The organism is Lacisediminihabitans sp. FW035, from assembly GCF_054880895.1.
Genome location: NZ_CM142187.1, coordinates 54,568 through 68,569, shown reverse-complemented (window position 1 = coordinate 68,569; position 14,002 = coordinate 54,568). Strand labels below are relative to the sequence as shown.

Annotated in this window: 13 protein-coding genes; 4 read left to right on the top strand and 9 right to left on the bottom strand. The window is 68.2% G+C overall.

All coding sequences use genetic code 11. From position 1 onward, the window contains the following. Positions 1-232: 232 nt before the first annotated feature. The 8 genes from ACVXZ4_RS00345 to ACVXZ4_RS00310 all read right to left on the bottom strand — a co-directional run bounded on the left by ACVXZ4_RS00345 (position 233) and on the right by ACVXZ4_RS00310 (position 10,015). Positions 233-1,885, bottom strand: a complete 1,653-nt coding sequence (locus ACVXZ4_RS00345; RefSeq protein ID WP_461796274.1) for a hypothetical protein — start codon at positions 1,883-1,885, stop codon at positions 233-235. 257 nt (positions 1,886-2,142) lie between these two features. Further along, complete coding sequence (locus ACVXZ4_RS00340) at positions 2,143-3,051, bottom strand: serine hydrolase (RefSeq protein WP_461796273.1); 909 nt, start codon at positions 3,049-3,051, stop codon at positions 2,143-2,145. Continuing rightward, a complete protein-coding gene (locus ACVXZ4_RS00335) occupies positions 3,045-5,024 on the bottom strand; it encodes a M13 family metallopeptidase (RefSeq protein ID WP_461796272.1) in 1,980 nt (659 codons plus the stop codon). Before ACVXZ4_RS00335 ends, ACVXZ4_RS00340 begins: the two co-directional genes overlap by 7 nt. 185 nt (positions 5,025-5,209) lie before the next feature. Further along, positions 5,210-5,941, bottom strand: a complete 732-nt coding sequence (locus tag ACVXZ4_RS00330; protein ID WP_461796271.1) for an MBL fold metallo-hydrolase — start codon at positions 5,939-5,941, stop codon at positions 5,210-5,212. Continuing rightward, entirely contained in the window at positions 5,938-6,396 is a 459-nt protein-coding gene (locus ACVXZ4_RS00325; protein ID WP_461796270.1) for a GbsR/MarR family transcriptional regulator, read from the bottom strand. Before ACVXZ4_RS00325 ends, ACVXZ4_RS00330 begins: the two co-directional genes overlap by 4 nt. After that, positions 6,393-8,000 carry an ABC transporter permease gene (locus tag ACVXZ4_RS00320; RefSeq protein ID WP_461796269.1) on the bottom strand — a complete coding sequence of 536 codons (1,608 nt, stop codon included), beginning with the start codon at positions 7,998-8,000 and terminating at the stop codon, positions 6,393-6,395. The genes ACVXZ4_RS00325 and ACVXZ4_RS00320 overlap by 4 nt, the downstream gene beginning before the upstream one ends. Next, positions 8,000-8,911: an ABC transporter ATP-binding protein gene (locus tag ACVXZ4_RS00315; RefSeq protein WP_461796268.1), complete on the bottom strand. Its 912-nt coding sequence runs from the start codon at positions 8,909-8,911 to the stop codon at positions 8,000-8,002. The genes ACVXZ4_RS00320 and ACVXZ4_RS00315 overlap by 1 nt, the downstream gene beginning before the upstream one ends. 36 nt (positions 8,912-8,947) lie before the next feature. Continuing rightward, entirely contained in the window at positions 8,948-10,015 is a 1,068-nt protein-coding gene (locus ACVXZ4_RS00310) for a substrate-binding domain-containing protein (protein WP_461796267.1), read from the bottom strand. A gap of 65 nt (positions 10,016-10,080) precedes the next feature. Between ACVXZ4_RS00310 and ACVXZ4_RS00305 the strand changes: the two genes are divergently transcribed. The 4 genes from ACVXZ4_RS00305 (at position 10,081) to ACVXZ4_RS00290 (ending at position 13,691) form a co-directional block, all read left to right on the top strand. After that, complete coding sequence (locus tag ACVXZ4_RS00305) at positions 10,081-11,301, top strand: MFS transporter (protein ID WP_461796266.1); 1,221 nt, start codon at positions 10,081-10,083, stop codon at positions 11,299-11,301. A gap of 136 nt (positions 11,302-11,437) precedes the next feature. Then, positions 11,438-12,286 carry an SseB family protein gene (locus tag ACVXZ4_RS00300; RefSeq protein ID WP_461796265.1) on the top strand — a complete coding sequence of 283 codons (849 nt, stop codon included), beginning with the start codon at positions 11,438-11,440 and terminating at the stop codon, positions 12,284-12,286. A 9-nt stretch (positions 12,287-12,295) separates the two neighbouring features. Next, on the top strand, positions 12,296-12,991 hold the full coding sequence (nucS, locus tag ACVXZ4_RS00295) for an endonuclease NucS (RefSeq protein ID WP_461796264.1): 696 nt from the start codon (positions 12,296-12,298) through the stop codon (positions 12,989-12,991). A gap of 43 nt (positions 12,992-13,034) precedes the next feature. Further along, positions 13,035-13,691 (top strand): HAD hydrolase-like protein, encoded by a 657-nt coding sequence (locus tag ACVXZ4_RS00290; RefSeq protein ID WP_461796263.1) that lies wholly within the window; start codon positions 13,035-13,037, stop codon positions 13,689-13,691. Between the two features lie 93 nt (positions 13,692-13,784). Here the strand turns inward: ACVXZ4_RS00290 and ACVXZ4_RS00285 are convergent, their stop codons facing one another. Further along, the gene (locus tag ACVXZ4_RS00285) at positions 13,785-13,985 is read right to left on the bottom strand and encodes a hypothetical protein (protein ID WP_461796262.1); all 201 of its coding nucleotides are present in this window, start codon (positions 13,983-13,985) and stop codon (positions 13,785-13,787) included. Positions 13,986-14,002: the final 17 nt, after the last annotated feature.

Genomic DNA, 14,002 nt, shown 5'->3' with positions numbered 1-14,002 from the left:
CCTCCCTCGGCCGCGCAGCGGACGGACGCCTGTTCTCGAAACAGCCGGGTGTGTGCTCGTCGCCGTTGGTGCGTTCAACATCCCGCGGGGCCTTTCGCGACCGAGATCCAGCTGTCGAAGGTGCGGATGCCGCGAATCCTGCTGGTGAACACACAGTGACGCGGCCGGCCGGGAGACGAAACACGCCCCGCACCGGCCAGGGGCCAGTGCGGGGCGCGCGCTCAGGGGTGGATCAGGCCTTCGCCTTGCGGCGAGACCCGAATACAAGGGCCGCGCCGAGCATCAAGAGCCCGGACGCCACCGCGATGTAGCCCGCTCCCGAATCGAAGCCGGTGAAGGCCAGGGTGGTGAGGCTCTGCGGATCGAGGTTTCCGCAGCTGGTGCTCGCCTTCGTGATGGTCGCCGTGTAGCTCGAAGGTCCATCGATCGTGTCGCCGGGCGGAGCCGTAACGGTCACCACGTAGGTACCAGGCGCGAACGCCGTGCGAGCCGAGACGAGCTGCGTGGTGCCGACGAAGTAACTGAGGAAGTCCGTCGGATCGATGGCGATGTAGCCGCTGACCGTTCCGCTCGTGGAGCAGGTCTGGCCGACCCAGCTGACGGATGACGGCAGGAAGGCGTCCGTGGGAAGACTGCAGTCCACCGCATTGTCTTCAACCGTGCGCTGCCACTCGGTCACCCCGGAGAGTATGAAGCCCGGTTCGGCCGCCGCGGTGATCAGGTACTCGCCCGGCGCCACGTTCGTCTTCACTCCGGTCACCGTGATATCCGCGCCGGTCGGCGTCACCGGGTGAATCGTGTAGACCACGCCCGCGACCGGTGCGACCGTGAGGTAACCGCTCACCACGCCGTCGGAATCGACCGCACAGGTTTGGCCGACAGCCTCTGGATCACCGGGGATCGTCACGCAGTTGTTCTGCGCGTCGGTCTTGAAGGTGTGAGACCAAGAGGTCACGGCATCCGAGCTGAAGCCATAACCGGCATCGGGTGCAGCGGTGACTGTGACAGTGCGCGCGCCGCTCTCCGACGCGGTCTCGGAGGTGGAGTAGGTGAAGTGGTCATCGCTGGTCAACGCGGGGATCACTACCGTGTCGGCCTCGGTTCCACAGGTGTCGACGAAGGTGACGGGTGTCGGGTCGGTCAGCGGCAGGGTCGGGATCACCGGCTCGTCGCAGCCCCGTGACGATGCCGCGAAGTACGTCTGCGGGGGTCCGCGGAAGTCGAGGGCCTCAGCGAGGTAGGGCGGCTCGAACGGGTTGTGTGCACCGATGAGGTGGGTGGGCAGGGCCAGCGCGTCGAATCCGGCGAACGAGGCATAGATGTCGAACTGACGGCAGGTCATCCCGCCGTTGGGCGCGCTGTACGAGAAGGTTCCCACGCTGTCGACGTTGACATCGGAGAACTTCTCGAGGGTCTGGCTCCAGGACGGTGCGTCACCGGTAGTGGGGAGGTCGTAGAGCCAGGAGGCCGCTCGCACGGCAAGCGGCGAGCACAGCGGTGAGCCGGCGGCGGCGCCCTCGGAGTAGACGCGCACGGTTCCCGTGGAATCGGTCTTGTCGTAGGTGTAGGTGATCCACGGGTCGCTGATGCAGCTCGGGGCCTCGGGGACGGGCGCCGTCTCGGCGGGCGCCGCAACGCGCGCGGCCGCCGCAGGAGCCGCGGCGACGGGCGCCTGGTCGGAAGCCGGCGGCGTCACAGCTGCTGGCGCGTCCGAAGCCGGCGCGGGCGCGGCCGGCGCGTCGACGGTGGCGGTGTCGGTCGCCACCACATCGGTGGTCGCAGGCGGCGGCGCGACGGCGTCGTCGGCGGTCGCGGTCGATACACCGGTGATGGCAATGCCTACGGCGATCACGATCGTCGTGATCGCGGCAAGGGTTCTCTTCATGACGTGCTCCTGGGTAAGGGAGATTTACGTCGGCCTTCGGCAGGGAGCATTACAGGGCTGCCTCTTCACGCTTCGGGGGGCGTTGGAGTGGCTGTGATGCAGACGTCGGGGGCGTCAGTTCGGCTGGGTAACCGATTGGGTTCGGGTCGGGAAATACTGGCAATGCGACACAGCGTGGATTTCGGGTTCAGACAACTGTGCTTCAGCGAACGTTACACGAACTGTGACCCTTATGAGTACCACCTGAACGGGGGGTACTAGAAAACGTACTCCAGCAGGTCGTACCCGAAGGTGCGCATGGCCTCGAGCACGCGCAACCGAGCGGCGAGTTCGGTGCCACCGAAACTCACGGTCAGGGCGTACGCGACGCCGGTACGCGATCCGCTGAGAAGCCCTGCTTCCGACCGCACCCCGACATCCGTGCCGGTCTTATTGATCAGTTGGAGTCCGGAGTCCGGAGTGCGGTGCGACAGAGGATCCAGCCCGAACGCACTCGACACCATCGAGAGGTCGGCGTTGTGGGAGAGCCAGCCGAGTACACGCTTGCTGGTGACCGCATCGACGACCTGCCCCCGCGCGAGGGCGGAGAAGAGCCACGAGAGCTCGGCGGTGGATCCGATGGAGAGCTGCGGCGCGTCATCCGGGCCGCGGTGGTCGCGCACGAGATCGAGCAGGGCCGTGCGAGACAGGCCGAGTGACTCGCCGCGCGCGCGCACGGAGTCGAGCCCCACCTGCCGCAGCAGAACGTTCGTCGCGAGGTTGTCGCTGGTGGCTCCGACGAGCAGCGCGAGGTCGGTGACGGGCAGCGCGGGCGCTTGCAGCCGCTGCCAGATGCCGGAATCGCCGACGGAATCGCCGGGCGTCTTGTCGAGGATGCCGAAGCCGGCCGCATCGCGCGAGGTGATCCGCGCCGACACCTCGATGAGCAGCAGGATCTTGCCGACGCTCGCCGTCGGCATCGCCACACGGTCGTCGATGGAGACGAGAGTGAGTCCCGTACGCAGGTCGAGGACGCTGGCCGAGACCGTCGCGCCCGCGTATGCCAGCTGCGCGAGCGCGGTGAAGCCGCCGGTGAAGCTCTCCGCTCCGCCGACTCCGCGGTGGCGACCGACGCGTGGTGCGCGCAGTCGCTCCCGGCGCTCGTGATCCCGGGTGCCAACTACCAAATGGTCACGCGCTCTTCGGGGTCGAGCCAGAGCTCATCCGAGGAAGTAACACCGAAGGTGTCGTAGAACCCCTCGATGTTGCGCACGATCTGGTTGCAGCGGAACTCGTTGGGCGAATGCGGGTCGATCGCGATCAGGCGGATGACCTCCTCGTCACGTCCCTTCTGCTGCCAGGCCTGCGCCCAGGAGAGGAAGAAGCGCTCGGCCCCGGTCAGGCCGTCGATCACCGGCGGCTCCTGTCCGGCCAGGGAGATCAAATAGGCCTTCCAGGCGATCGACAGGCCGCCGAGGTCCCCGATGTTCTCGCCGATGGTGAGGGCGCCGTTGACGTGGTGATCCGGCACCTGACGGGGGGCGAGCTTGTTGTACTGCTCGATGAGCGACGCCGTGAGCTTCTCGAAGGACTCGCGATCGGCGGCCGTCCACCAGTCGATGAGCCGGCCGTCGCCGTCGTACTTCGAGCCCTGGTCGTCGAAGCCGTGGCCGATCTCGTGTCCGATGACGGCGCCGATAGCGCCGTAGTTGGCCGCGGCATCCCGGCCCTCGTCGAAGAAGGGGTACTGCAGGATGGCCGCGGGGAAGACGATCTCGTTGAAGCCGGGGTTGTAGTACGCATTGATCGTCTGCGGGGTCATGAACCACTCGTCGCGGTCAAGCGGGGTGCCGATCTTGCCGAGCTCCCGCTGGAACTCGAACTCGCTTGTCGCCCGCAGGTTCGCGATGAGGTCGGTCGCGCTGATCTCGAGGCGGGAGTAGTCCCGCCACTTCACCGGGTAGCCGATCTTGGGGGTGAACTTCTCCAGCTTCTCGATGGCGCGCGCCCTGGTGGCTTCAGTCATCCATTCGAGTGAGGTGATGCTCTGGCGATACGCCTCGACCAGGTTGCCGACGAGCACATCCATTGCCGCCTTCGCGCCCTGCGGGAAGTGGCGCTGGACATAGATCTTGCCGACGGCCTCGCCCATCGCGCCCTCCACGAGCGAGACACCGCGCTTCCACCGATCGCGCAACTCAGGAGTGCCGGAGAGCGTGCGGCCGTAGAAGTCGAAATTCGCCTCGACGAAGGCGTCGGAGAGATACGCGGCAGACGAGCGGATGACCTGCCAGCGCAGCCAGTCGGTCCAGGACTCCAGGTGGCCGGCATCCAGCAACGCCGCGACCCCCTCGAGGAACGAGGGCTGGCGAAGCACGAGCTCATCGAAGACGCCGTGCGGCGCGTCGAGCGCGTCGAGCCAGCGATTGAGATCCGGCCCGTCGGTGGCTTCGGATGCAGTGGTCACGACGGCGTGCCAGGTGCTGAGGTTGTAGGTCTTCTCGGAGTCGCGCGAGGTCACGTTGTCCCAATGGAATGCGGCGATCTCGGTCTCGAGACCGAGCACCCGCCCGGCACGTTCCGCGGCGTCATCCGATCCGGCGAGCGTGAACATCTTCTCGAGGTAACCGGCATAGGCGGTTTTGATCTCGGCGAACTTCTCATCGCGGTAGTAGCTCTCGTCGGGGAGCCCGAGTCCGCCCTGTTCGAAGAGGGCGATGTAGCGTTCCGGGTTGCCCGGGTCGTTATCGATGTAGAGCTGGAAGAATCCGCTCACCCCTTGGCGTTCGAGTCGCCCGAGCGTCTCGAGAAAGCTGGGGATGTCGCTGATCGCGTCGACTGCGGCGAGGTCGGTGGTGAGCGGCGCCGCTCCGAGTTCGTTGATGCGCGCCTCGTCCATGTAGCTCGCGTAGAGATCGCCGAACTTGCGCTCCTCCGTGCCCTCGGCCGAGCCCTGCGCCTCGACGATGATCTCGCGCACGGCCTTCTCCGCTTCTTCGGCGAGCACGTGGAACGACCCGTAGCGGGCCTTGTCAGACGGGATCTCGGTGCGGTCGATCCACCGGCCGTTGACGTGGCGGTACAGGTCGTCCTGCGGACGCACCGCCGGGTCGAGTTCTTCGCTGTGGATACCGGAGGGGAGCGGGGAGGCGGCGGTCATGCCGACCAGCTTAAGCCGTGGAAATGGCCGCGCGGTGACGGCTGGGGAAAGTGGCGCGAGCCCGGCGGGCAGCGGCGTCCAACAGCAGAATTTGCGATGCTGGGCGCTCCAACAGCAGGATGTCGGGCTGATCGGCTGCCGGGTGATGTCGACGCACCAATGGCGGTCGGCGCCGACCGCCGGCGTCAGACCTCGAGGGTCGTGCCGGGCAACGCGAGCTCGACGGACGGGAACCCGGCGAGGGCCCGATTCCGGGCATCCGGAGCAGCGATATGCGTCAGTACGAGTCGCTTCGCACCGGCCGTGAGGGCGAGGCGGGCGGCATCCTCCGGCGTGCAGTGCACCGCCCCGTCCGGCGGATGCTGCGAAGTCCCCGCTTCACACAGGAACAGGTCTGCACCCTCTGCGAGTTCGACGAGGCTCTCGCAGTAGGCGGAGTCCCCGGAGTACGCCAGCACGGATCCGCCGGCCTCGACCCGGAGTCCGAACGCGGGCACGCCGTGGTCGAGCGGACCCCAACCGAGGGCGAGGTCGCCGATGACGCGCTCCTGCCAGCCGCGCATCTCGGTGACGTCGAAGACCTCGGGGATCAGAGCCTCCGAGCGGTGACCGAGGAACCCGACCATCCGGTCCACGAGGCCGGGAGGCCCGATCAGCGGGATGGCAGTCGGTGGTGCCTGGTCGGCGAAACGCAGGGCGTAGAACGCGGTGAGCAGGTCGGCGGTGTGATCGGCGTGGGCGTGCGAGATCCAGATGGCGTCGAGCTCGGCGAGCCGCAGGTGGCGCTGCAACTCCGCGAGGGTGCCCGTGCCGGCATCCGCCCAGATCGAGGTGGCGCCGTGCTGCACGAGGTATCCCGAGCACGGGTTGTCGGGGCGGGGATACGGCGTCGCAGTGCCGAGGATCGTCACTCTCACGGGCGGGTCGCCTTCCATTCGTCGAGCAGTGCAGGCAGGCGTTCCCTCATGAAGACGAAGTAGTCGCGCATCTCCGTCACGCGATCCCGAGCCCTCGAGTGCTCCGGCATCGCCGCTGCGCCCTTTTCGGACAGGGCGATGAGATGGGTATAAAGGGGCGTCTGGGAGCTCGATGTGGCGTACCAGAAGTGGTCGGGCAGCTCATATCGATGCCGGCGGGTGCCCGGGATCGTGAGTCGGCGGATGATCGACAGCGTCTGCAGGTACCGCACCGCCCCCGAGATCGCGGCGGCGCTCGCGCCCAGTCGATCCGCGAGCTCCTCGGCGGTCGCGCTGCCCGATTCCTCGGTCATCAGGATCATCATCACCCGCGCAGCCATGCGCGGAAATCCCGCCGCGGCGAGAGTGGCGGCGGTCTGTTCCGCGAATTCGTCGATCGGATCGGCGGCGTTCATGTCACCAGGTCTCTCCTGCGGGTCAGGACCGCCGCCGCGAGACTCACGCCGACTGCGATCAGAAGCACGACGATCGCCGGCCACCATCGAGCGTCGGCGCCGGGCAGCACGGGGGTGTGGGTGAACGGACTGATGTCGCGCACCCAGTCGGGCAGGCGGAGGAGCCCGCCGAACTGGCCGAGGACGAATCCGACGGCCAGCAGTCCCCAGCCGGCGGACACGGCGAGACGCGGCACCAGTACGAGGATTAGAACGCTCACCGCGGCGAACATCACCGCGGCCGGAAACTGCACGAGCGCCGCCGCGAGAGTGATGCCGAAGCGATCCGGATGCCCAGCCGCGACGAAGGCGAGCCCGGCCGCGAGCCCCCCGACGACGAGCACGATGACGATCGAGAGCGCCGCGACCCCGAGCGCGTCGACGACCAGCCGGCTGCGAGACACGGCACCGGCAGACACGAGCTCGGTGTGACCGTCGGTCTCCTCGGTGCGGGCGCGAAGGACGGCCTGCACCGCGACGCCCGCCGAAAGGACTCCGAGGAAGGCCATGATCGCGGCGACGAAGACATCGAGCAGTCCGGCAGTGCCACCGGAGACGATCCCACTCACGGCCGCCCGGATAGAGGCGTTCGCCTTCACCGCTGCCACTGCCGGATCGGCGAGCCCGCCCGCGAAGATCCCGAGCAGCAGTGCTCCGCACGACCACCCGATAACGGCACCGCGCTGAAGCCGCCAGGCGAGCCCGAAGGATCCGGTCAGCGAGCGCGCGGCCCGAGCTCGGCCGGGGCGTTCACCGATCACCCCCGACCCGAGATCGCGCCGGCGCGCGAGCACCACGGCGAGGATCGCACCGATACCCGCCAGGGCGACATCCAGCAGCACGGGCAGGGCCGTCGACTCGCCGAAGGGGCGCACCTGCTGGGCCCAGCCGATCGGCGACACCCATGACGGCCAGGCGCTGACGAGGCGGAGGGGACTTGCGTCGGGCGTGCCGAGGGCATCCCCGAAGGCGCGAAGGAGGAAGGCGAGGGCGAGGGCGGCGCCGGCAAGGGAGTTGGCCGCTCTTGACGACCGGGCGAGCTGGGCCGCCACCGCGGCGACGCCGCAGAAGGCGAGCCCGACGGCGCCCGTCGCGAGTCCCGTGAGAACGCTGCCCGCAGCGGGGAGACCGGATGCCACGAGCCCGAGAGCCACGGCCACGGCGATGCCGATGTTGGCAAGCGAGCCGAGGGTGAGGGTGGCGACGAGCGACGATGATCGCCCCACCGGGGTCGACCCCACGAGCTCCGTCCGGCCGCGCTCCTCATCCCCCCGCGTGTGCCTCACGGTGAGGAAGGTGCTCATCAGCGCAGCCATGATCGCGAGATAGGTGAAGACCTGGAACGTGATCACGGCGCCGGGGCTGACCCCGTCCGGGAGGCCACGGATGGCGAGGAGGGCGGGATTCGACGCCGCGAGAGTCATGAGCGCGGTGCGCTCCGTGAGTCCGCCGAACTCCGAGAGGACTGCAGTCGCGCTGAACGCGGCGAACAACCCCGTACTGAGGATCCAGATGAGGAGTTGCCAGCGATCGCGCCGCGCCTGCGCGCGCAGGAGTCGCAGCATCAGGACGCCGCCGCGGAGCCGCGCGCAAGGTCGTCGCCGTAGTGGCGGAGGAACAGATCCTCCAGCGAAGGAGGAGCCACTGTCAGGCCGCTGGTGCCGGATGCCGCGAGGGCCGAGAGCACCGGGGCGAGGGCATCCGTGTCCACCTCGAAGAGGAGCTTGTCGCCGTCCCGCCGGGCGTGGTGCACGCCCGGGAGCGCCGCGACGGTGGCGAGATCCGCCGTGGTCACCGCGGTGAAACCGGTGCGGGTGAGATGACGCAACTCGCTGAGGGTGCCCGTCTCGACCGTGCGCCCGACCCGGATGATGGTCACCCGGTCGCAGAGCTGCTCCACCTCGCTGAGGATGTGGCTCGACAGCAGCACGGTGGACCCGCCCGCAGTGACCCGCTCGACCTGTCGTCGGAACACCGCTTCCATCACGGGATCGAGGCCGCTGGTGGGCTCATCGAAGAGATAGAGTTCGGCCGGTCGTGCGAAGGCTGCGATGAGCGCCACCTTCTGCCGGTTGCCCTTCGAATAGTTGCGCGACTTCGTGCGGGGGTCGAACTCGAACTGGTCGATCAGGTCGGCCCGCAGTGCCTCATCCGCACCGCCGCGCAGCGAGGTGAGGAGGTCGATGGCCTCGCCGCCGGTGAGGCCGGGCCAGAGGTCCACGTCGCCCGGAACATACGAGAGACGGCGATGGATGGCCACCGAGTCGTTCCACGGATCGAGGCCGAAGACGGAGGTCGCGCCCCCGCTCGCCCGAATGAGTCCGAGGAGCACCCGGAGCGTGGTGGACTTGCCCGCTCCGTTCGGACCGAGGAAGCCGTGCACCTCGCCCTCGGCCACGGCGAGGTCGAGGCCGTCAAGGGCGCGAACGCGCCCGAAGTTCTTGCTGAGCCCGGAGGTCTCAATGATCGTGCTCACGAGACGACGCTACTCGTACTTCACCGGTTTGTGAATCTAATGAATCCTAGGCGGCGCGGTCGTCGTGCCGCGGTGGAAGCGCGCGGTGAAGGAAACGCGGGCCGGATGCTCGCCGCCCAGCAGCGCGATCACACCGCGACCCGCCGCACGACCCTTCTCGACGGCGGGCTGCACCATCGTCGTCAGGTCGTAGGGCGCGACGCCGTCGAGCTTCACCCCGTCGAAGCCCACGACGCTGAGCTCGGCGGGGACCGCGAGCCCGAGCTGCTCTGCGGCGCGGATCACCCCCACCGCGAGAAGGTCGCTCTGCGCGATCACCGCGGTGGGCCGCTCGAAGGGATCGGAGAGGATGGCGAGCCCGGCGGTGAGGCCCTCTTCGATGCTGCTCACGGAGGCCATCACGCCCGGGGCACCCGCGAAGACCTCCCGTGCCCCCCGGATGCGTTCGAGCGCGGTGAAACCCGTGCTCGCCGTGATGGCGGCCTCGGTGAGGAGTCCACGGGTGCGAGCGGCATCGAGCGGCAGGGTCACAAGGCTCACCCGCCGGTGCCCGAGCTCGGCGAGGTGCGACGCGAGCGTGCGGGTGGACTGCCGGTTGTCCAGGTCGATCGCGAGCACGTCATCCATCGGTTCGGCCTCGATCGCCACCAGGGCGATACCGCGCTGTCGGAATATCTCCACCTGTGCGGCGAGGCTCGTGCTGCAGCCGATCAGCACCACGGCATCCACCGGGGCATTGCGGATGCTGGCGGCCCCCTCGCCGTTCTCGGTGAGCAGCAGGAGGCCGGCCCCGAGGGATCCGGTCTCGTCCGCGATGCCGTCGAGCATCGCGATGTTCATCGGGTCTCGGAAGGCGTCGCGAAGGCGATCCTCGATGACGACGCCGATGATGCCGGAGCGGCCACGACGCAGGGACTGGGCGCGGGGATCCGGCCCGGCGTAGTCGAGCTGGGCGGCAGCGGCAAGCACCCGCTCCCGGGTGGCGGCAGAGATCGGTCCGGAGCCGCTGAAGGCGAGGGATGCCGTCGACGGCGAGACTCCGGCCAGGGCGGCGACGGCGGCGAGATTCGGCCTCGCGCGGGCGGGTGTTGCCTCATGCTGCATGGTTTGTTAGCGTAGTCGAATCGGTTCGATCGAATCGATTCGATAGCCTTCTCCCAGGATTCCCCGTGGCCCTCACCCAATCTACTTCCGCCGGCCTCACGCGCCCCCAGGTCGTGGCGTGGCGCAACGCTCTCTTCGTGATCTTCGGGCTGTGCGGCCTGTCCATGGCGAGCTGGGCATCCCGCATCCCGGCCGTAAAAGAGGCACTTCAGGTGTCAACCTCGTCGATGGGCATCCTGATCTTCGGCATCGCGGCGGGCTCCATCGTCGGGCTCTTGGCGTCGAGTCACGTGATCGCCCGAATCGGCGCCCGGCGTACGATCGCGGTGGTGCTCACCGTCGGAGCTGTCGGCTTCGCGGTCGCCGGGTTCGGAGTCTCTGTCGGGCCGAGCTACGCCGTCGTCATGATCGGCCTCATCGTCTTCGGATCGATGTTCTCCATCTGCGATGTGGCGATGAATCTGCAGGGCGCCGTGAACGAACGCGTGCTCGGTCGATCGATCATGCCGGTATTCCACGCCTTTTTCAGCTTCGGCACGGTGATCGGGGCGGCCCTCGGAGCCGGGGCGGAGGCGATCCACCTCCCCATCGTGATCCATCTCCTGGTCGTGGCGCTCATCTTCGCGGCGGGTGCGCTCGTCTCGGTGCGGTTCCTCCAGTCGGAGCACATCATCGCGGAGGAGTCCGTCGCGCACGACGACCATTCGAAGACCTGGCGGGGACGACTGAGCATCTGGCGCGATCCGCGCACGCTCATCATCGGTCTCATTGTGCTCGGGATGGCGTTCACCGAGGGATCGGCCAACGACTGGCTCGCGCTGGCGATGGTCGACGGCCACGGCACGACCAAGGCGACGGGCGCACTCGTGCTCGGCATCTTCGTCGCCTCGATGACGGTGGGGCGTCTCGCGGGCGTCAGCCTGCTCGATCGCTTCGGCCGCGTCCCGGTGCTACGCGGCTCGGCGGTTCTCGCCGCCATCGGACTCGTCATGGTGATCTTCGTGCCGGTGCTCTGGATTTCTATCGTCGGCGTCGTGTTCTGGGGACTCGGGGCCTCCCTCGGCTTCCCGGTCGGCATGTCGGCCGCCGCCGACGACCCCAAGACCGCCGCAGCGCGAGTGAGCGCGGTCGCCACCATCGGGTACTTCGCATTCCTCGTCGGACCCCCGGTCATCGGCTTCCTCGGCCAGCACGTCGGCCTCCTGAACGCACTCCTCGTCGTGCTTGTGCTGGTCGCGATCGCCGGGCTCGCATCAGGAGCCGCGCGGGAGCCCTCCCGTCGCTGACCCTGCCGCCGCGCCACCCTCCCCCCGCTCTCCTTCTCAAAACGCAGGAGATTCACCACCGAAGGACCCCGTCGGCCGCCGAAACGCCCCTTTCGTGGCTGATGTCCTGCGTTTTCGGTGGGGATAGGGTCGAAGCATGACGCCCTCGATCTCCGACTCGGTTCCCGTCGACAACGCGTCCCTGCGCGCTGCCGTCGAGGCGTTCGCGACGAAACCCGAGCAGTCCACCTACCTCGACGTCGTGCGCGGATGCCTCCAGGGCCGCCTGCTCCTCGATTCGACCGGGTCCGACCGTCCCACTGTCGAACCCGACGGCAGCTACAGCTTCCCGGCCGGCGCGACCCTGCAGTTCGCCGGCGGAACAGGACCCGACGGACGCCCCGCTCTCTTCGCGTTCACCTCGCAGCAGCAGATCAACCGGATGCACCCGGACGACCTGTCCGAGGTGCAGGCCCTCGTGCAGCCCGCCGCCGGAGCGCTGCAACTCGCTTCGACCGAGCGCTACGGCTGGCTCTACATCGATCCCGCCGGGCCAACCTGCGCCATCTCCAACCGCGATGCTGCCTTCGCGCTTCGCGGGGAGCGCAACGACGCGGTGAAGGCCGCTCTCGAGATCGCCGACCCGAAGGCGAGCAAGGCCGCGGTATTGGATGCCCTCGCCGAGAACGGTCCGCTGCTGCTCGCGGTCGACACCGACTCCGTTCCGGCATCGGGAGTATCGGACGGCACGCCTGTGCGCATCCGCGATTCCGTCGATCCGGATGGCCACCCGGTGCTGCTCGCCTTCACCTCCGGCCCAGAAGTGAGTGCCCGCAACATCGCCGATTCGTTCGCCACGCGCCCGGCCGCCGAGATCATCCACGATGCGATCCAGGCCCCCTACGGCGGGCTCGTGATCAACCCGGGCGGACCATGGATGGCGCTGTCGGCCGACGAGTTGCGTGTCGTGCTTCACCGCATCGCCGGCAGTACCTCGCCCAACTAAACTCGTCGGGTGCGTCTCGTCATTGCCCGGTGTTCCGTCGACTACGCGGGACGCCTCAGCGCGCACCTGCCGCTCGCCACGCGTCTCCTACTGCTGAAAGCGGATGGCAGCGTGCTCGTCCACTCCGATTCGCTGAGCTACAAGCCGCTCAACTGGATGAGCCCGCCGTGCTCGGTCACCGCCCTCGAGCCGGATGCGGACCAGTCCGCGGCCGGCGTCGCCGAGATCTGGAAGGTGACCCAGGCGAAGACTGCCGACCTGCTGGTGATCTCGATCCATGAGATCCTGCACGAGAGCGCCCATGAGCTCGGCATCGATCCCGGTCTTCAGAAAGACGGCGTCGAGGCACACCTGCAGAAGCTCCTCGCCGAGCAGATCGAGCTCGCGGGTGACGGCTGGCGCCTGGTTCGCCGCGAGTACATGACGGCGATCGGGCCGGTCGACATCCTGGCGACGGATGCCGCGGGCCGGTCCGTCGCGATCGAGATCAAGCGTCGCGGCGACATCGACGGTGTCGAACAGCTCACCCGCTACCTCGAACTGATGAACCGCGACCCGCACCTCGCCCCGGTGAGCGGGGTGTTCGCGGCCCAGGAGATCAAGCCTCAGGCGCGGATGCTGGCCGAGGACCGCGGCATCCGCTGCCTTCTCCTCGACTACGACGCGATGCGCGGACTTGACGACAGCGATCATCGCCTGTTCTGATATCGGGCCTGGTGAACCTCGATCGACTCCTAGGCTTACGACGGTGACCACAAACTGGAGCTGTTTCCTCTTCGACCTCGACGGCACCATCATCGATTCGGCGCCGGGCATCACCGCGAGCCTCGCCTGGACCTTCGAACGGCTCGGGCGGCCGATCCCGTCTCCCGCCGAGCTGCTGGCCTACGTGGGCCCGCCCATCCTCGACTCCTTCCGCGATCTCGCGGGCATGAGCGTTGAAGAAGCTCACCACGCGCTCGAGGTCTATCGGCCGCACTACCTGCAGACCGGGGTCTTCAACAGCTCGGTCTACCCGGGGATTCCTGCGCTCCTGAAGCGCATCCACGAGAGCGGCATCCCGATGTCGCTCGCGACCTCGAAGCCTGAGCTGCCCGCGACGACCGCCCTCGACTACTACGGCCTCGCCCACTACTTCACCGTGATCACCGGCGCCTCGGAAGACGAGGTGCGCAGTCGCAAAGCGGATGTCGTCGCGGAGGCACTGCGAAGGCTGGCGGCGATCGGGGCCGATACGTCGAAACCCGTGATGGTGGGCGACCGCGAGCACGACGTGCACGGGGCGGCCGAACACGGAGTTCCCACCATCTTCGTCGAGTGGGGCTACGGAACGGTTGCCGAGCAGGCTGGCACGATCGGCGTGGCCGCGACGGCCGAGCAGCTCGGCACCCTGCTCCTCGGCTGACGCTCCCTGTCATCACGCCCGCGCCGCCGAGTGACACGTGCGCCCGCGCGATTCCGCGCGCGTGTCACTCGCGGGCGCGGAGACGCGGCGGAGTCAGGCGGGGCAGTGCAGCTGCGTCGGGCGATCGGCCCGGCGCTCGACGTCGTGGTCGGACATCGCGTTCCCGCAGACCGGGCAGGCCTTGGCCTGGGTGGGCGGAAGCGGCTCCTCGTCGTACGGGCCGAGCGGCGGCGGCCCGATGTAGGGCAGCAGCCGTCGGTTCAGGCGATCCCACCACGGGCGTTTGGCAATCATCAGCAACTCCTTAGTGC